This is a genomic window from Pseudomonas sp. MS01C9 (assembly GCF_058202755.1).
The window spans coordinates 5518818-5538127 of record NZ_CM177073.1 but is presented as its reverse complement, the minus strand read 5'-3'; the positions used below and the strand labels follow the sequence as shown (position 1 = coordinate 5538127).

14 protein-coding genes are annotated in these 19310 nt (G+C 62.9%); 1 reads left to right on the top strand and 13 read right to left on the bottom strand.

Features of this window, described 5'->3' with window-relative positions:
• Positions 1–7: 7 nt before the first annotated feature.
• The 8 genes from AC1M7R_RS24930 to AC1M7R_RS24895 form a co-directional block, all read right to left on the bottom strand.
• Entirely contained in the window at positions 8–1393 is a 1386-nt protein-coding gene (locus AC1M7R_RS24930; protein ID WP_490610031.1) for a TolC family protein, read from the bottom strand.
• A 3-nt stretch (positions 1394–1396) separates the two neighbouring features.
• On the bottom strand, positions 1397–2722 hold the full coding sequence (locus AC1M7R_RS24925; protein ID WP_072391888.1) for an HlyD family type I secretion periplasmic adaptor subunit: 1326 nt from the start codon (positions 2720–2722) through the stop codon (positions 1397–1399).
• The gene (locus AC1M7R_RS24920; protein ID WP_072391885.1) at positions 2691–4475 is read right to left on the bottom strand and encodes a type I secretion system permease/ATPase; all 1785 of its coding nucleotides are present in this window, start codon (positions 4473–4475) and stop codon (positions 2691–2693) included. Before AC1M7R_RS24920 ends, AC1M7R_RS24925 begins: the two co-directional genes overlap by 32 nt.
• A 252-nt stretch (positions 4476–4727) precedes the next feature.
• A complete protein-coding gene (locus AC1M7R_RS24915) occupies positions 4728–7169 on the bottom strand; it encodes an efflux RND transporter permease subunit (protein ID WP_490610030.1) in 2442 nt (813 codons plus the stop codon).
• 43 nt (positions 7170–7212) lie between these two features.
• Positions 7213–8250, bottom strand: coding sequence for a WD40/YVTN/BNR-like repeat-containing protein (locus AC1M7R_RS24910; protein ID WP_083526351.1), 1038 nt, complete (start codon positions 8248–8250; stop codon positions 7213–7215).
• A gap of 136 nt (positions 8251–8386) precedes the next feature.
• Positions 8387–9748: a DUF1329 domain-containing protein gene (locus tag AC1M7R_RS24905; protein ID WP_072458908.1), complete on the bottom strand. Its 1362-nt coding sequence runs from the start codon at positions 9746–9748 to the stop codon at positions 8387–8389.
• A gap of 18 nt (positions 9749–9766) precedes the next feature.
• The gene (locus tag AC1M7R_RS24900; protein WP_490610029.1) at positions 9767–11425 is read right to left on the bottom strand and encodes a DUF1302 domain-containing protein; all 1659 of its coding nucleotides are present in this window, start codon (positions 11423–11425) and stop codon (positions 9767–9769) included.
• A 105-nt stretch (positions 11426–11530) separates the two neighbouring features.
• On the bottom strand, positions 11531–12298 hold the full coding sequence (locus AC1M7R_RS24895) for a coniferyl-alcohol dehydrogenase (protein WP_072431245.1): 768 nt from the start codon (positions 12296–12298) through the stop codon (positions 11531–11533).
• Positions 12299–12570: 272 nt separating this feature from the next.
• Between AC1M7R_RS24895 and AC1M7R_RS24890 the strand changes: the two genes are divergently transcribed.
• Positions 12571–14406 (top strand): sigma 54-interacting transcriptional regulator, encoded by a 1836-nt coding sequence (locus AC1M7R_RS24890; RefSeq protein ID WP_490610028.1) that lies wholly within the window; start codon positions 12571–12573, stop codon positions 14404–14406.
• An 18-nt stretch (positions 14407–14424) separates the two neighbouring features.
• Here the strand turns inward: AC1M7R_RS24890 and AC1M7R_RS24885 are convergent, their stop codons facing one another.
• The 5 genes from AC1M7R_RS24885 to AC1M7R_RS24865 all read right to left on the bottom strand — a co-directional run bounded on the left by AC1M7R_RS24885 (position 14425) and on the right by AC1M7R_RS24865 (position 19075).
• Positions 14425–15096 carry a TetR/AcrR family transcriptional regulator gene (locus AC1M7R_RS24885; RefSeq protein WP_072431246.1) on the bottom strand — a complete coding sequence of 224 codons (672 nt, stop codon included), beginning with the start codon at positions 15094–15096 and terminating at the stop codon, positions 14425–14427.
• A complete protein-coding gene (locus tag AC1M7R_RS24880; protein ID WP_072392014.1) occupies positions 15089–16018 on the bottom strand; it encodes an alpha/beta hydrolase in 930 nt (309 codons plus the stop codon). Before AC1M7R_RS24880 ends, AC1M7R_RS24885 begins: the two co-directional genes overlap by 8 nt.
• Positions 16019–16038: 20 nt before the next feature.
• Positions 16039–17481, bottom strand: coding sequence for a coniferyl aldehyde dehydrogenase (locus AC1M7R_RS24875; RefSeq protein WP_072431247.1), 1443 nt, complete (start codon positions 17479–17481; stop codon positions 16039–16041).
• A gap of 308 nt (positions 17482–17789) precedes the next feature.
• On the bottom strand, positions 17790–18521 hold the full coding sequence (locus AC1M7R_RS24870; RefSeq protein WP_083714597.1) for a tRNA (adenine(22)-N(1))-methyltransferase: 732 nt from the start codon (positions 18519–18521) through the stop codon (positions 17790–17792).
• Between the two features lie 212 nt (positions 18522–18733).
• On the bottom strand, positions 18734–19075 hold the full coding sequence (locus AC1M7R_RS24865; protein WP_072431248.1) for a YajG family lipoprotein: 342 nt from the start codon (positions 19073–19075) through the stop codon (positions 18734–18736).
• Positions 19076–19310: the final 235 nt, after the last annotated feature.

Here is a 19310-nt window from a genome sequence, read left to right as displayed (position 1 = left end):
GGCGCCTTCACCTGGCGGCATCGATACGTTTCTCGCCCGGACCGTTACCGGGGCCCAGCCAGACATTGACGTTTGCGATGCTGTCGGCTGGTGGTTTTCCTGCCCAGCGATTGAGGATCAGCACATTGCTGAGAAAATCGTATTGCGTCTTGAGCAGGTCGCGTCGAGCGCGGAACTCGTTGCGCACGCTGGCCAGCACATCGACGGAATTGATCATCCCGTAGCTCAGCGCTTTTTCCGCCGCGACCCGGGACAGCTGGGCGGAACTCAGGGCCAGGCGATTCGCGGCGATTTTCTCGCCATTGGAGCTGGCCGTCAGATAGGCACTGGTGATTTCCTTGACCACCCGGCGCCGGACGGCTTCCAGTTCCTGTTCGGCAACCTGCTGGTCCTGATAGAGCCCACGGACCCTCGCCGAAGTCGAACCACCGCTGTACAGCGGCACCTGGATGCCGATTCCAGCGACATAGCTGTCAGTACGCGGAGCGAGGGAATTGTTGTAGCCCTCGTTGGTCTGCAGGGCGCTCAGGTTCAGGCTCAGGGTCGGGTAATGCCCGCCCTTGCCGCTGCGCAAGGCAGCGCCGGCGGCTTCGACACCGCTCTCGTTGGCCTTGAGGGCCGGGTTGAGCGCGATGCCGTCGCGGACCCAGGCTTCCAGGCTCTGGGTCGAAACCTGCAAATCAATGTCGTCGCGGATCCGGTTGAGCCTTTCCTTCACGGGGCGCCCGACGATTTCCGCCAATGCCTCGCGGCTGATGCTGGCCTGGTTGCGGGCATCGAGCTCCTGAGCTGCCAACAAGTCCACCCTGGCCTTGAGATCAAGCTGGTCGGTGACCAGGGCCAACTGCTTCTCGTACAGGGCATTGACCCGATCCAGGCTGCTCTGGGTGGTTCGACGTTCCGCCCGCACCAACTCCAGCTCATCTTCGGCCGCCAGCGCCAGGAAATAACGCCGCGCCAGCTCCACCGCCGCCTCGGCCTGGGTATCCAGCGCCTGGGATTCGGACTGTCGCGCCAGGCTCTGGAATTTGCGGTAGTTCTCCCACGCCGTTTTGTTGTAGAGGTACTGACGCAGCACCAGGTTGTAGCTTTCACTGTCGTAGCTGCGCTGCACCAGGTCGCTGTCCTGATGGATTCGATTGGTCCCGGCGTTGAACGAAAGTTGCGGCAACAGCGCTCCCATGGCTTCGCGCTGGTGTTCCTGGCCTGCCTGTGCCCGTGCATGGGAAGCCCGTATCTGCGGATCTTCCAGGCGCGCTTCGCGATACAGCTGCATCAGGTCGGTGGAAAATGTCGAGGCACTGACCCCGGTCGAGATGGTCTCGGAGGCCTGTGCCAGGACGGCATTCGTGGCGAGCATCAACCCGCCCAAAAAAACGGCTGCACGGTCCATGCCTCACTCCTCGATCATCGATTGAGACAAGGCCGCCCGGGCTGGCTGCATCAAGTACTGCAGCAGCGTGCGTTCGCCGGTGATGATCAATACATCCGCCGGCATCCCCGGCAGCAGCTTGCGTTCCCCCAGGGTCCGAGCGCCGTTGGCAGTCACCCGCACGCGTGCCAGGTAATAGGCAGTGCCGGTCTTTTCCTGGGTCAGTCGGTCAGCCGATACGCTGCTGACCTCTCCTTCGATGACGGGCGTCGTTGCACTGTCGAACGCGCCAAAACGGATGTCTGCACGTTTGCCGATGGCAATGCGATCGATGTCCACCGGCGCGACCTGGGCCTCGATCACCAGCTCGGAAACCGAAGGCACGATGTCCAGCAACGGCGTGGCCGGACTCACCACCCCACCAATGGTGTGCACCGTCATGCCGATCACCATGCCCGCATCGGGGGCGCGGATGACGACACGGCTGAGGCGGTCTTCCAGGGCCGAGGTCTTTTCCTGCAGGTCGTACATGCGCCCCTGGACTTCGGCCAACTGCTTGACCACATCGGCGTTGAAATCCTTGTCGATCTGCAGGATCTGCAACTGGGTTTCGTTGATCTGCAGGCGGGTCCTGTTGATGCTGGAACGGTGATCGGCGAGCTCCGACCTGAGCAGCCCCAGCTTGCGCTCCTGCTCGACCAGGCGCTGCTTGTCGACGAATCCTTGCTTGAGCAGGTCGCCCAGCTCGGTGATTTCACCGCCATAGGAGCGTTCCAGATGCGCCTTGGCAGCGATCATCGATTCCAGGCCCTTGACCTGTTGCTGCAGCTGGCCGATACGCTCACGCAATACCGCGACCTGCCCCGCCCGTGCTCCTCGGCGGGCATTGAACACCTGGGTCTCGCCTTGGCGTGCCTCCTCAGCACGCAGGCTGGCCGGGCCGGAAGCCCCGCCAAAGTCGATGGTCGCGAGTTCGTCGCGTTCGGCTCTGAGCCTTGCCTCCATGGCCTTGGTCGCGACCAGTTGGTTTCGGCTGATCTCGTATTCGAAGCGCAACTGGGCGTCGTCGAGAATGATCAAGGGGTCGTCACGCTGGACGATGTCACCGTCATGGGCCAGCAGCGTCTTGACGATGCCACCTTCCAGGTGCTGGACCGTCTTGCGGTAGGACTGCACGGTGACCACCCCCGGCGCGTAAGCGGCGCCATCGATAGGCGCGACTGCCGCCCAGGTGCCGAACAGGCCAAAGGTCACGCCGACAATCGCAATGCCCAGGCGGCGGATCTTTCGATCGGAGGTCGGTAGTTCGGTAGGGCTTTCAATTCGACGGTCTGGCGTCGCAGGGTTCATCGGTATCACCCCTGCCGGTATCGACACACGTGATGCCGGCGCTGGCGGGCATGGCGGGCTTCTGTGCCCGCTGTTGCTGCGCTTTGAGTTCGGCCAGCACATCCTCGCGTGCCCCATACAGACTGATCGTTCCGGCGTTCATCACCAGGAGCCGGTTGAGTTGCGACACGATATTGGTGCGGTGCGTGATGACGAACAGCGTCGCGCCGGTCTGCTTGAGCTGCTGCAAGGCAGCCGCCAGGGCACGGTCACCTACGTCATCCAGGTTGGAATTGGGCTCGTCGAGCACGATCAGGCGCGGGCGGCCATAGAGCGCTCGGGCCAGACCGATGCGCTGGCGCTGCCCTGCCGACAGCATCACACCTTCACTGCCGATGACGGTGTCGTAGCCATCGGGCAGTTGCAGGATCATCTCGTGGACACCGGCGGTCCTGGCGGCCAGGATGACCTCCGCCGGATCCACCGCGGAGAAGCGTGCGATGTTCTCCGCGATACTGCCCTCGAACAATTCGATGTCCTGGGGCAAGTAGCCGATATGGGGGCCGAGATCATGCTTGTTCCAGGCACTGATGTCCGCGCCATCGAGCCGGACCACCCCATGTTGGGCGACCCACACCCCGATGAGCGCCCGGGCCAGGGTCGACTTGCCCGCGGCACTGGGGCCGATGATGCCGACCATGCAACCGGCCGGCACGCTGAAGCTGATGTTCTTGATGATCGGGGTCCTGGAGCCGGGCGCTGTCACCACCAGGTTCTCCACCTGCACATGTCCCTGGGGCGCCGGCAAGGGCATGCATTCGGGTTGGGCTTGTTGTTTGCGCAGGATGTCGTTCAGGCGACCATACTGCGACCGCGCGGCGGTGAAACCCTTCCAGCTGCCGATGATCAGGTCGATGGGAGCCAGGGCCCGCCCCAGCAGCACGGAGCCGGCGAACACCATGCCGGCACCCACCTGGTGATCCACCGCCAGGTACGCACCCACTCCCAGTACCAGCGATTGCACCAGCAGCCGGAAGGTCCGGGACAGCGTGCTGATGGCCGCGCCTCGATTGCTCGCCAGCGCCTGCAGCAACAGCACGCTCCGTTGCCGACGCCCCCATCGGTCCATCAGGGTTTCAAGCATGCCCATGGACTCGATGACTTCGGCGTTACGCAGGTTCTTCGTGGTGTCGAGCGTGGCGCCGATGTGCTCCTTGTTGGCCTGGGCCAGCACCGGCCCGGTGAGTTTTTCGTTGATGAACGCGAGCATCAGCAACAACAGGGCACTGCCCGTGGCGACCCAGCCAAACCAGGGATGGAAGACAAACATCACGGCGATATAGATCGGTAGCCAGGGCGCGTCGAAGAAAGCGAACAGGCCATTGCCGGAAAGAAACTGCCGCAAGCCTGTCAGGTCGTTGAGGGACTGAGCCGAGGCGTCCATGCCACCGCTGTCCAGCGCCCGTCTGAAGCTGGCCTTGTAGACCTGGCGACTGAGCAGTACATCCAGCCGGGTACTGACGTGGACCATGATGCGCGAACGTATCCACTCCAAAGACCCCAGGGTCACCACCAGCCCGGTCATGATCAGCGTCAGCATGGCCAGGGTGGTGAGACTGCCGCTGGTCATCACTCGACCGTAGACCTGGAGCATGTAGAAGGTCGGAACGAGCATGAGTGCATTGATGAAAAGGCTGAAGAAGCCTACAGAAATGAAGCTGTCCCTGCAGGCCTCCAACGCTTTCCCGAGACTGTTTTCAGATGCGCTTCGCATTGGACCCCCCTGCTCGGGGCGACTCTTTTCTGGAGCTTAGATCAAGCCAGGCGAAGCCGTGGTTTTCCTTTTGCAATTCAATGAAAAAGCTCATCTGAAAAGCGGTCTGCCAAAAATATGGCAGCGAAATCCCGGCGTCCGAAGTACGTCCGCAAGCTGCCAATGACCATCCCCTCAGGAGGCGTGGTGACGGTCGGGCGTCGCGAAGGCGAGCATCGACAATCCATCAGGATCAGGACCCGCCCCTGGATGTCAGTTGCCCCCCTCCCCGATCGGCTGCAGCGCCCCGGAGGGCTCAGGCTTTTTTGCGAAGAGTCGCTGGGGCAACAGGAAGTAAGCCAGCGCCGGCAGCAGGATCAGGGCGCCGAGCATGTTCACCAGGAACATGAACGCCAGCAGGATGCCCATGTCGGCCTGGAACTTGATCGGCGACCAGGCCCAGGTTGCCACGGCGATGGCCAGGGTGATGCCGGTCAGCAGCACCACCTTGCCGGTGAACAGCAATGCCCGGTAGTACGCCTCGGACAACGAGGCGCCGGCGCGCATGTGCACCAGGATGATGCTCAGCACGTAGAGTGCGTAGTCGACGCCAATCCCCACGCCCAGGGCGATCACCGGCAAGGTGGCCACCTTGACGCCCATGCCGAGTCCGACCATCAGCGCCTCGCAGAGAATCGACGTGAGCACCAATGGCAGCACCGCGGCGAGTACCGCGCGCCAGGAGCGGAAGGTTACCCAGCAAAGCAGGACAACGGCGCCATAGACCCAGAACAGCATCTCGCGCATGGCCTTCTTGACCACGATGTTGGTGGCGGCTTCGATCCCGGCGCTGCCGGCGGCGAGCATGAACTTGACGTCCGGCAACTGCTGCCGGGCGATGAAGGCTTCGCTGGTTTCCACCACCCGTTGCAAGGTGTCGGCCTTATGGTCGGCCAGGTACACGTAGAGCGAGAGCAGCGAACAGCCCTGGTTGAACAGTTCTCGGGGCGCCCGGGTCTGTACCGCGCCAAGGGCGCCGTCGTTGGGAATCAACTCGTACCACTTGAAGTTGCCCTCGTTATAGCCGGCGGCGGCGATCTTGCTCAGGGCGGCCATGGAGTTGGTGGACTCCACGCCCGGCAGTTGTTCCAGTTGCCAGGCCAGGGAATCGACGGCAGCCAGGGTCGGATAGCGGGTGCACTGGTCTTCCGGAGTTTTCACCATCACCACGAAAATGTCCGAACTGGCCGCATAGTTTTGCGTCATGAAGGCCGCATCGCGGTTATAGCGTGAGTCCGGCCGCAGTTCCGGCGCGCCGGGATCCAGGTCGCCCACCTTCAATTGCAGGCTGACGGCGAACCCGCCCACTGCCAGCGCCAGGCCAACCAGGCAGGCCGCGCACGCCCAGAAACGCTGGGTGAACAGATCGAGAAAGCGCCAGAACGGATGCCTGACGCTCGCAGCCAACTCGGCCGTTTCCGTGCGCAGGCTGCGTGCCGCCGCCTTGGCACCGACCCCGACATAACTGAGCAGAATCGGCAGCAGGATCAGGTTGGTGAAGATCAGCACCGCCACACCGATGCTGGCGGTGATCGCCAGGTCCTGGATCACCTGGATCTTGATCACGATCAGCACGGCGAAGCCCACGGCATCGCAGAGCAACGCGGTCATGCCAGCGGCGAACAGACGACGGAAGGTGTAGCGCGCGGCAATCACCCGGTGGGTGCCACGACCGATGTCCTGCATGATGCCATTCATTTTCTGCGCGCCATGGCTCATGCCGATGGCGAATACCAGGAAGGGAACCAGCGCCGAATAGGGATCCAGGTCGTAACCGAGGCTGGCGAGCAGGCCGATCTGCCAAAGCACAGCCACCAGCGAGCAGAGCACCACCAATGCCGTGCTGCGCGCACAACGGGTGTACCAATAGAGCACCGCCACCGTCACCAGCACCGCCACCACGAAGAACAGCAGCACCTGGGTCAGGCCGGCGATCAGGTCGCCGATGATCTTGGTGAACCCTGTTATATGGATCTGGATCCGCGCGCTCTGGTACTTGTCGCGCAACGCTTCCAACTGCCGGGAGAACTCGCCGGCGTCCAGCGCCTTGCCGGTCGCCGGGTTGATCTCCAGCAACGGCACGAAGATCACGCTGGACTGAAAGTTGGCCGCCACCAGTTGGCCGATCTCGCCGGAACGGGCGACGTTGGTGCGCACCTCGTCCAGGCTGGCCGGCGAGCCGTCGTAGCTGTCCGGGATCACCGTGCCGCCATCCAGTCCCTCTTCGGTCACGGCGGTCCAGCGGGTGGTCGGTGTCCACAATGACTTCATATAGGGCTTGTCGACACCGGGCAGCAGATAGATTTCGTCGTTGAGCCGGGCCAGGGTGTCGAGGTAGTCCTTGTCGAAGATACTGCCGTCCTTGACCTCCACGGCGATGCGGATCGAATTGCCCAGACCGCTCAGTTCGCTGCGTTGTTCGAGGAAATGGGCGACATAGGGATGGGACGTCGGGATGGTCTTCTCGAAACTGGCATTCAACCCGATCTTGCTGGCCTGGTAACCCAGTACCAGGGTCGCCAGCAGGCAGAGCAGGATGACCCAGGGCCGGTGATTGAAGATCGCCCGCTCGCCCAGGTTGCCGGAGCGCGGGTCGAAGTCCTCCAGGCGGGCGGTCACCACTTGCTGTTCGAGGGCGGGATTATGGTCGTTCACGTCAGGCTCCGAATACGGCCACGAGGGCTCAGGCAAGTTGTGTTCAGCGTTGCGCCGGGGAAAGGTCGGGATCGAGGCGGGTCACGCCGCCCAGGCCGACGCAGATCAGGCTGCCGTCCGGAGCCGCCACCAGACCGGCGACTGAAGTGCCGGCCGCAGCGGCCAGGGGCCGGAAACGACTGCCGCCACCGGGGCTGAGCAGCAGGTCACCGCCCTGGCTCGCCAGGACCGATGCGCCATCACCCAGGCGGGTCGAGGCGGACAAGGCCGACTCCAGGCCGGTGTCCATGCGTCGCCAGCTAGCCCCCTGGTCGCCCGACCAATACGCATTGCCTCGCAGCCCGAATGCCAGCAACTCGCCGTTGGCGCTGCCCTGCACGCCGAAGAAACTGCCGGGGTAAGGTGACTCCAGGGAGTGGAAGCTGGCCCCGTCGTCCGTAGAACGCAGCAGCAGGCCTCGCTCACCGACAATGAACAACGCGCGACCGGCCGCCCGGATGCCGTACAGGTTCAGCCCTTCGGGGTTGTCGACCTGTTGCATCCAGGGCTGCCAGTTCTGCCCTCCGTCCTGGGTCCGCAGGATGAGGCCATAGGCACCCACCACATAGCCATTGCGCGCGTCGCTGAAGTACAGGTCGAGGAACGGCTTGTCCGGACCGTCCGCCACCAGCCGTTCGGCGTCCTTCAACCGCTGGACGTCTTGCCGTTGGCGGGCCAGAAACAGCGCTTGCTGCGCGGCTTCGATGCCGTCCAACTGCCTGGTCCAGGTTTCACCGCCGTCGCGGCTGTGCAGCACCACCCCCATGTGGCCGACCGCCCAGCCCTGCTGCGGATCGACGAACTGCACCGCCGTCAGGCTGACGCTGACCGGCACCTCGGCCTGGCGCCAGCGCTTGCCGGAGTCGTCGGAGAGCAGGACGATCCCCCGCTCCCCCACCGCCACCAATCGTTCGCCCGCGCGGGTCACCGCCAGGAGCACGGCACGGGGTGCTTTGGCGCTACGCATGGCCGGTTGATCCAGCAACACGGGTGTGGGACTGGCCAGCGTCCAGCCCGATACCAACAGCAAGGTCAGCATCATGCTCAACAACCGGGCCGCCGACCGCCCTCGCCTCAGTGAAAATGTCCCGATCATGTCCGCTCCCGTCACTGCATGAAAATTATCCAGCCCCCAGCCAGGCGCACCGCTGCCCAGGCAGTGGCGCGCCTTGCAATGCCTAGCGCGAACTGTCGTTGGCCATGGCATCGGGGGTGAAGAACGAAGCCGACGGACGCGGATAACTCTGGTACTGCACATCCAGGTCGTTGGCCGAGGAGTTCAGGAAGTAGGCGCCGGTTTCCAGGTTGTAACTGCCCCATTGCATCTGCGCGGTCAGTGCCGGCATCTCGGGGGCCAGCAGGGTCAGCGAGTAGTTATGCCGTCCCAGCTTGCCCTGGGCGTCGTAACCGTCGACCAGCAGCACTTGCCAGGAGTCCTCATCCACGTAGTAGGTACGCTTGGGCACGACGTGACGCTTGCCTTCGCGCAGGGTGGCGCTCACGACCCAGACCCGATGTTTCTCCCAGCGCACCAGGTCGGGATTGAGGAAGCCCGGCTTGACCAGGTCGTCACTCCTGGCCGCTGCGCAGCGGTTGTTGTTGTACGGCACCAGCAGTTCTTTCTTGCCTTCCAGCTTCAGGTCGTAACGGTCGGTCGGGCCGAAGATCATGAAGGCTTCGTCGAAGAAACCGACGCCGGAGGTGACGAAGTCCGGAGTGTCATAGGCGATGTTCGGCGCGCGCCGTACCCGGCGCTGGCCGACCAGGTACTGCCAGGCAGCACGTTTTCCAGGATCCATGTCCCAGTGGGTCATCAGGCCTTCGCCCGCCTTTGAAGAGGGCAATTCCGTGGACAGCTTGCCGATCCGGAATTTGCCGGCGAACGTTTCGAGGCTGCCTTCCTTGAAGTAGTACGGATCCTGGTACCAGAAACGGGCCCGGGTAGCCTGGATCTTCTTGCCGCCGGCGGTCATCAGCCAGGTGTCGAACGGCGCATAGAAGGTGTCGGCGCCCTGCCAGGACAATCGATAGTTCCACAGGGCCTCGGTACCGTTCTGCGGCAGCGGGAACGGAATCCCGCCGTAGGCACCGCTGACTTTCTCGGTTTCCACATCAACGGTGGCCCGGGTCGCGTTCTGCAGGGTGTTGTCATATACCCACTGCGGGGCGGCGGCACTGCGGTGGGTCGGATAGACGTCCAGGCGATAGCCCGGGTATTTCTGCATCAGGGCCTTGGTGCCCTCGGCCAACAGGTCGGAGTATTGCGCCATGTTCGCGGCGCTGACCGAATACAGCGGTTTCTCGGAGGCAAATGGATCGGCGCGTTTGTCGCCGTTCTTGTAACCGGCGGGCACCTGGGTGTAGCCGCCTGTCCACGCCGGGATGCTGCCGTCCTTGTTGCCTGCACGCTCGGCGCCCATGGGGGTGAGGTCTTTGTTCAGTCGTGCCGCCTGCTCGGGGGACACCGCCGCGTGCACGAAACCAGTGCTCGACAAGGCAATGACCAGGGCCGCAATACGCAAGGAAAATAGGCTTTGCATGGAAAATGAAACCTCTTATTAGAATGTGGTTTTCACGTACACGGACACGAAATCGCGGTCGGCCAGGGACTGCGCGTAGCTGAAGTTGCCGTCCTCGCGCAGCCCGGCGCCGGTCTTGCCGAAGAAGTTCACGTAGTTGACGCCGAAGTCCCAGCGCTGCAGGTAGGTGGCCTTCAGCCCGATACTCCAGTCACCGGCGTGGGTATTGCCGAAGCCGGACTTGCTCACTGCCGATGAACGTCCATCGAGCACCACGCCAAAGCCCATGGGAACGCTCACGTCCAGCGCATCCGCCACCTGGAAGTAGGCAGGTTCGGCCAGCACCCGCAGCGCGGTGGCATCGCGGGTGGTGTTGGAGTCCAGGGCCGCGCGGTTTTCAGTGACACTGAGGGTCCGGTTCCAGGCCAGCTCGGCGAGGACCGAGCCTCCGTCCCACAGCGCGTTGGGTGGCAGCAGGTAGATGGTCGACAGGTTGACGTGGGCGGTCTTGCCCTTGGCGTAAAGCGCATCGCCACTGTTGTCCGCCGCAGTCCCGGGCGTCACCACTTGCAGGTTGCTGACCAGGGGCGCGTCCCAACGCACCGAGGTCTCGCCGGCGAAGTTGAACGGGCCATACGCGGTCGAGAAGCTGACGCCCACGGTCTTGATGTCTTCGGCATAGACCTGGCGATAGGCGCCCAGGATCGGCAGCCCGGTGGCAGCCGCCGCCGCGCCGTCGAGGTAGGCATAGAGCGCGCTCGGGGCCTTGTCATGATACTGGGCGGCATAGAAACCCAGTTCCAGTTCGGTGCCGTCGGGCTTGTAGCGCAGTTGCATGCCGCCCTGCCCCGAGTTCCGCGCCTCGATATCGGACGCATGCACGGTGGTATTGCCGAACACCTGGGTCCAATCCCCGGAGCCTTCGCCGATACCGTCGTTGTCGCTCAGATAGCTGCCGGCACCCGGCAGATTGGAACGCTCCCACTCGAACTGGTAGTACGCCCCCACCGACAACTGCGGATTGATCTGCAATTGCCCGGACATCTGGTTGACCGGGCGCAGGATTTCCTTGAACTGGGTTCCCGGAACACTGAGCAACTTGACGACGTCGGTGGAGCCCTGGGCGGCGGCGATACCGTTGCCACCGTAGAACAGGCTCTCGCCGTAGATCAGGCTATGGCGCCCCAGGCGCAGGGTTCCCTGGCTCGAATCGCCGACATTGCCTCGCAGGAAGACAAAGGCATCGAGCAACTCGGCGTCGCGCCCGTGCAGTTCGCGGGTATCGTCGAGAAAATGCGGGTTGGCGCTGTCGTCGGTGTCCTGGTTATAGATGTCGTCGTACCAGGCCGCCCCACTGATCCGCAGGCCATAGTTTTCCCGGCTCAGGTCCATTTCACTGAACAGGTCCAGGCGATTGGAGACCAGGCCACGGCTGAAATTGCGATCGCCCTGGCTCTGGATCGAAGGATACAGGCCGCCCGCCGTCGGTGCGTTGATCAGCTTGTCGTCGGCACCGTGCAGGCGCCAGGCCTGGCTGTACTTGATGGTGTTGTCCCAACGCAGGCGCCATTCACTGTCGCCCAGATCTATCTGCGCCGCCTGGGACTGGGAAGCCAGGCTGGCCAGGCAGGCCGACAGCGCCAGGGCGGAACGCTTGAAACCCGGGTTGTAACGAAAGTTGCTCCGAGAGTTGCGCATGGTGTTCCTCATTGTTCTTGTTGTGGGAAACAGGTTCTTGGATCGACCTCTGGCCGGCACCACCGGCAAGGGCTGCACGTCAAAACGCGGCAAGCGGTACCTCGTTCAGATGTAGGTGGAGGCCAGCCCGCCATCGACAGGCAGGTTGACGCCGTTGATCCAGCGCGACTCATCGGCGCACAGGAAGGCGATGACGGCCGCCACCTCATCGGCGTAGGCCGGACGTTTCATGCGGTGGGCATCGGCCGCGACGCGTTCCTGGCCGAGCATGCTGACGAAGTCACCGAGGATCGGCGTGAACACCGGGCCGGGGGCCACGCTGTTCATGCGCACCGAGGTCTGCATGAACCAGGGCTGGGCCTGCAGGTAGGTCCAGACGATCAGGGCTTCCTTGAAATACTGGTAGCAGCTGTCAACCGGCACCGGATGTCGAGCCAGCCAGGCCTCGCCTTCGCCATACCCCTCGGTGCGCGCCAGGGCCCTGTGCAGTTCCAGCCGTTGTGGCCACTGGGCGCCGAGGATCGAGGCGACGTTGACGATGCTGCCCCCGGCACCGATGCGTGGCAGCATCGCCGTGCACAGATAACGCAGGCCCAGATAATTGACCTGGGCGACCAGATGCGGATCGGCAGTTCCCGGCACCCCGGCGATATTGCACAGGCCATCGAGAGCCTGCGGCAATTGGCGCACGGCGGCATCGATGGCTGTGGGATGGCTGAGATCGGCCTGGATGAAACCGTCCAGGCTCAGGTTGGGCTCATTGCGATCCATGCCGATCACAATGGCTCCGTGGGCACGCAGGGTTCGGGCTGTTTCGGCGCCTATGCCGGAGGAGACTCCGGTCACGACGATCCTCTTGTTGGTCAGCTTCATACGGGTTTCCCGATTCGCGCTTGTGCTGTGCCAGGGGGGCGCCAACCAAGCCATGTTGTTATTGCCGAATTAGTTAAACTCGGTAACTAGTTGTAGCAAGCGATATGCCATCTAACGGGAATGACACAGCGACCGCTCAAGCACGGGACATTCAGCGAATCAGGGGAATGACAGCGGAGAAACCGAAGCGGAACAGGACCAGGAAAAGTGATGATTTCATCAAATTCATGCTGCACTATGCAGATTATGATTATTCCTATTAAGGATTGGCGATGGCAGACAAGCTGATTTCCCTGGCGGAACTTTCTCGCGGAGCCCAGCAAAAACCGGTGCGCGGGGCCAGCGAGCAACTGCCCCCCGGCGCCGCGCCTACCCTGCAGGACCTGACGGAGTGCCTGCTGTTCAGCCCCGGCGATGGCCGCATCTGGCTCAATGGTGCACGCATGCTGTTGATGCACAACAGCGGCATCGGTGCATTGCGCCGGGAACTGATCGAAAGCATGGGCCTGGCCCGGGCCCGCGGCATCATGCTGCGCACCGGCTACCATTGCGGCGCCCGGGACGCAGCGCTGATCAAGGAGCGTTTCCCCGAAGCCGATACCCTCGCCCTGTTCGCCGCCGGCCCGGTGATCCACGCCATCGAAGGGGCCGTCAAGGTCGAACCGGTACACTTCGAATTCGACATGAACCTGGGGACCTATTACGGCGAGTTCCTCTGGCATCATTCCAGCGAGGACGATGAACACATCGCCCAATACGGCATCGGCACCGAGCCGGCCTGCTGGATGCAGACCGGCTACGCCACGGGCTACACCTCGGCGATGGTGGGCCGGTTGATCGTCTACCGCGAGGTCGAATGCCGTTCCACCGGCTCGAATATCTGCCGCCTGATCGGCAAGCCCGCCGAAGAATGGGAAGACGCGGAACAGGACCTGGCCGATCTCAGCGCCGAACCCTTCGTCAGCAGCAGCGGACGCAGCACGACACCCCGCGACGCCGTCGGCAGCGGCACCCTGCCGGCGCACCCGCAAGCCGATTCGGGGCCGGCCCAGGACGGCGACATGGTGGGCATCTCCTCTTCCTTCAACGCCGCCTGTCACATGCTGCGCAGGGTCGCGCCTACCCAGGCGACCGTGCTGTTCACCGGTGAGTCCGGGGTCGGCAAGGAAATGTTCGCGCGGATGCTGCACCGCATCAGCCCGCGCCATGACGCCCCGTTCGTGGCCATCAACTGCGCGGCCATTCCGGAAAACCTGATGGAGTCGGAACTGTTCGGAGTCGAGCGCGGCGCCTTCACCGGTGCGACCCAGTCACGCGCCGGTCGCTTCGAGCGCGCCAACGGCGGCACGCTGTTCCTCGACGAAATCGGTACCCTCAGCCTGGTGGCCCAGGGCAAGTTATTGCGCGCCCTGCAGGAAGGCGAAGTCGAGCGGGTCGGCGGCAGCCGCACCCTCAAGGTCGATGTGCGAGTGGTGGCCGCTACCAACGTCGATCTGCGTGCCGCGGCGCAGCGAGGGGAATTTCGCGAGGACCTGTTCTTTCGCCTGAATGTGTTTCCCATCCACTTGCCGCCACTACGCGAGCGCAAGGAAGACATCCCGTTGCTGATGACGCACTTCCTGCATCGTTTCACGCGCCTGCATGGTCGCCAGATCAGTGGTTTCACGCCGCGCACCGCCGACACCCTGCTGGCCTACGACTTTCCAGGCAACATCCGGGAATTGCAAAACCTGGTCGAGCGCGGTGTGATCAGTGCGCCGGATGGCGGTGCGATCGACCTGGCCCACCTGTTCACCAGCGGTGAACGCCTGGCCCAGCCGATGTTTTCCATCGGCACCCGCGGCCAGTTGGCAGCGGCGCCGAACGACTCGCCCTCGTCTCAGCGCTCTATCCCAGCGCCCGTGCCTGCCGACGCAGGTATTGAGGCGATCCAGGCCTTGTTCGGTGGCAAGGACCTTAGCCGACTGTCATTGCAGGAAATCGAAGACACGATGATCGACCATTGCCTGAAAGAGGTGAAAGGCAACGTCTCGGAAGCGGCCCGCCGCCTCGGCCTGACCCGAGCCCAACTGTCTTATCGTCTATCCCGGCGCCCAGGCGGCAATTGAGCTTGCCGCGGGATTGGCCTACGCCTTCGATAAGGGTGAGTGCTGGATGAAACAACGGCCGAACATGTCGAGGGCGACGTCGACCCGCTGGCTGATCTGCTCGTCGCTCCAGTGCTGCTGGATGCCCAGGGTGAACAGCTTGAGGGGCTGTGAAATCAACAAGGCGTCGATCAATTCGATCGCAGGTTCCACATCACGGGCCGCCAGCAGTCCCTTGCCGGCGGCCTTGCCCAACCAGCCCCGCAACAGGCTCAGGCAGCGCTCGGCGCCCTCCTGGTACCAGATCCTGGCGATACCTGGCGCGTTCTCACGTCCCTGGGCCGCCATCAGATAAAGGCCCAGCGCCAACGGCGACAACGTCAGGCGTGCCCACAGCGTCAGGTACATGCGCAACTCACTGAGCAGGTCCTCGGCGCAATCGATGCCGCTTTCCAGCAGCAGTTCGAGGGTCGACAAATCCCGGGCCACCAGTTGCGACAACAGCGCTTCCTTGCTTTCCACCAGCAGGTAGACGGTCTTTTTCGAGACTCCGGCGGCACGGGCGATGGCGTCCATGGTGACATTGGCAAAATTGCCATTGCCGACCGCCTCCGCCGCCGCATCCAGCAGCAGGCTCATCTGCTCCTGGCGACTGCGAACAGGCGGTCGGCCTCGACCGCGCCTGACGGTCTGCAAGGTGCTTTCAGGCATAAGCGCTCTCGTTCTCCTGCACTGCCCTGCCGTGAAACGCCTCGCGCAGGGCATCCTCTATCGACTGCCAGGCCTCATGGGCCGAAGCGTCCGGTCCCAGATGGGTGAACATATGGTCGCAACCTTGGAACATCTTCGCGTTCACCGAGACACCGGCCTGACGCAACTTTTGCGCATAGGCGTCACCCTCGGCGCGCAGGATATCGTACTCGGCCGTGATAAGGGTCGTGGCGGGCATGCCCTTCAACGCCTCGACCGTTGCCAGCAATGGCGACGCCAGAGGGTCCTGGGCCTGGGCTGGATCGCTCAGGTAGCAGCTGTTGAAGAAACGCACCAGGCCCGCGCCAAGCAGCGGCTTGTCCAGGGGCGAATGCTTGAGTGACGGGTCCTGGAGCAAATCCAGGACCGGATAATCGATGATTTGATGCACCACCCGCAGCCCTTGGTGCCCCCGCGCAAGATTGGCCACGCCGGTGGCCAGGTTGCCGCCAGCGCTGTGCCCGCCGACAGCGATACGCTGGGGGTCGATGCCCAGGTCCGCAGCCTGTTCGGCCAGCCATTCGAGCACCCTGAAACTCTGGCGCAGGCCGGCGGGAAACGGATGTTCGGGCGCCAGGACGTAATCCAGGTTCACCACCAGGCACCCAAGGTTATGGGCCAGTCGGCGGCAGTAACTGTCGTCATGTTCGGGCACGCCGGCCACGAAACCGCCGCCGTGCAGGTTCAGATACACCGGTAAAGGGCTTGTGTACGTGACAACCGGCCAATAGAACAATGCCCGTGCCGGCCCCCAGGCCGTCGGGATATCGACTTCGTCCACGCTGCGCAGCGGATGCTGCGCCGGATCGTACGTGAACCTGGCTTTCATGCGCTTGGCCAGGGCACGCAGCAGCTTGGCCTTGAAGCTTTTCAATACGCTCATGATCAGGCTCCCTTCGCGGCTCACTCGGCCGTCAGCAATTGATCCAGCAATCCGTGAATCATTGCGCCGTAGGGTGCGCGCATCGCCAGGTTCGACTCACCGATCGGGCTCTGTACCACCACCGCCTTGGCATGGCTGAAGGTACGGAATCCGTAGACGCCATGATAGGCGCCCATGCCGGAATGGCCGACACCACCGAAAGGCAGCGCCTCGAACAGCACATGGCTCATGACATCATTGATCACCACCGCGCCTGATGTGGTGCGCTTGAGCACCTGCTGGCGCTCGTCGGCATCCTCGCCGAAGTAATACGCCGCCAGGGGGCGTGGACGACTATTGACGTAGTCGATTGCGCTGGCGAAGTCGCGGTAGGTCTTGATCGGCAATAACGGCCCGAAAATCTCGTCGTGCAGGACCTGCATGTGCTCGCTGGGATCGAGTACCAAAGTCGGGGCGATCTTGCGAATCTCGCGATCGGCCAGGTCTTCCTGGGCCGGATTCATCTCGATCAGCCGAGCCCCCTTGGCCCTGGCGTCGGCGAGATAACCGTGCAAGCGGTCGAAGTTGCGCGGGTTGATGATAGAGGTGTAGTCCGGATTGTCCCGCAACGTCGGGTACAGGGTGGCTACAAATCGCAGCGCCTCTTCGACGAAGTCTTCGAGCCACTCTTGCGGCAACAGCACATAGTCCGGCGCCAGGCAGATCTGGCCGGCGTTGAAGGTCTTCACCGTCAGCACTCGCTGGACCGCCATAGCCAGATCGGCGCTGCGCGAGACCAGCACGGGCGATTTGCCGCCCAGCTCCAGGGTCACCGGCACCAGGTTCTCCGAGGCGGCCCGCATGATGTGCCGAGCCACTGACGTACCGCCGGTGAAGATCAGGTGATCGAACGGTTGTGCACTGAACAGCGCCCCGACCTCAGCGTCGCCCAGTACCGTGCTCAATTCGTTCTCGTGGAAATAGCGGCCCACCAGCTCACCGATCAGCGCCGAGGTGCGCGGGGTCAGCTCCGAGGGCTTGAGCATGGCGCGGTTGCCGGCGGCGAAAATGCTCGCCAACGGCCCGAAGGCCAGCACGATGGGGAAATTCCACGGACTGATCACCCCGACCACGCCCAGTGGCTGGTACTCGACCCGGGCCTGGCATCCGGGAAACGGGGCCGGATGGGATTGCGGCTGCATCCATTGAGCCAGGTATTCACGGCAGTGCTTGAGGCTGGCCACCGAACCGGCGATATCGGACAACAGGGTTTGCTCGCGGCTGCGATTGCCGAAGTCCGCAGACACCGCAGCGACGATGGCCTCACGGTTGTCCAGCAACAAGGCAATCGCCCGGTCGAGGCGATCACGGCGCAATTCCAGGCTCGCCGGCCCCTCGTCCAGGTGAGCTTGCTTCATTCGTGCGAGTGCTGCCGACAGTTGTTCGGCACAAGACGTCGTGGCGGATTGGCTGGTGATGCTCATGGTGTGGGTGCCTGCTGATTGATTGTTATTAGACAGTACTAAATACCGGGCAAGCGGACGCCGCTGTCGGCTCGCGGGCCGAGTATGACAAAAAAATCAACAAAGGAAACCCTTCAGTTTCTTTATTTGACGACACCTGTGAACGTGCCTTATAGCCAATGAAAACAGGAATATCGAGAAGAAATGACAGGTACGTTGCCCGTTCTGGCGACGCACCTGATATGAAATAGAAGCAAGGAGAAAAGCTGCACGGTCAATGCATCTAATTAATTTAGATAACTATTTTTTCTTGCATCAAACGGGCGGTCTCAACCGGTGAAATGCCCAGGATGAGCCTTCTCGCAAGCGTTCAAAAGCACGCTGATCCAGCGGATCTGCCGGGTGAGGTCCTGGACCTTCTCCTCGGGCATGGTTTGTCGCGCGCGGGTGAAACCCGCCAGGGTGCCCTGCTTGCGGCGCAGCGCGCGCTGCCACTTGTCCAGGAATGCCGGCGTACGCGCCTGCATCAGCAAGGGGCCAAAATACAATTCTTCATCGGTATAGATCACCGGTCCGGTACGATCGGCGACGATGATTTCGTAGTCGAAACGATTTTCCCGCAAGGCTTCCTCACACAGGATCCGGTAGTCGTTTCGCATCAGCCACTGGCGCAGCGGTTGTTCGCCGCCGTTGGGTTGCAGGATCAGCCGCTCCTGGCCGTTAAGGCGTGCCTTGCCGTCCTCGAGAATGTCGCGGATGGTCTCGCCGCCCATGCCGCAGAGGCTGATCGCGCTGATCCCGTCCTGCGCTTCGATGGCTGCCAGGCCATCGGCCAGGCGCACGCAGATTCGCGTCTGCAGGTCATTCTCGTGCACGGTGCGCATGGCCGCGCGATACGGCGTCAGTGCCACTTCACCGGCCACCGCCGCGACGATAGCGCCACGACGCATCAACGCTACCGGCAGGTAGCCGTGGTCCGAGCCGATATCGGCCAGGCGTGCGCCGGCCGGCACATGCGCGGCCACCCGTTCCAGGCGCGTGGACAATGTCTGCTCGTTCAACCCACCGCTCCTTTGCGTGATCGTCGGCCCGGTTGACCGGATCGGGGGGCGCAATTGTGTCGGGCAATGCAGCGTATTTCAAATCCAACTGACGGAGTCGGGCTACCGGCCCGAGCAGGCAAAAAAAACCCCGTTACCGAGGCCGGTACGGGGCTAAGGGAATTGGTTGGTTGCGGCCAACCAAAGGAGCACAGACAAAACGTTCGGGCCGGTCAGATGCAATCCTGTGCGGCGCGTTCAAAACTCGATGGCAGCAGGCTCGAAGCCAGCAGCCGGCGTTCGTAGATGAATACCTTGCCGCCATTTCCAGCCTTGTAGGCTTCCAGCACGTTGTCCGCCGCGACCTTGCTCGGCACTACGATCCGGTAGCTGCGCTGGGTTTGCGAAACGGTCGGGTTCAAGGTGCTGCTCTGCAGCTTGGGCACGACGCAATCTGCGTATTCGGCCGGTGTCTTCTCGGTCGTCAAGGTCAGGGACGGATCGTTCGGTGCGGACGCACAACCGGCGAGCAACAGTGAGGCCATCGCCATGGCGGGCATGAATAAAGGGCGCATCGGGCTTTCCTGGAAATGAAGTCTGGTTCGTTATGCGATGGAGGCGATTGTCCTTGGATCGACAACGAAGCAGAACTTGCTTTTCTTGATGGTCACTATCACTTCAAGCAATAGTTATGGCGTAGACCTTCCCGGCCGACTGCTATTCAATCGTGACGTTGGCTCGGGCACGGTCATGGACCGTGGCTGAGCCGTCCATATTTGCGGCCTGCCGTGATCGCCGCTAGCAAACGAT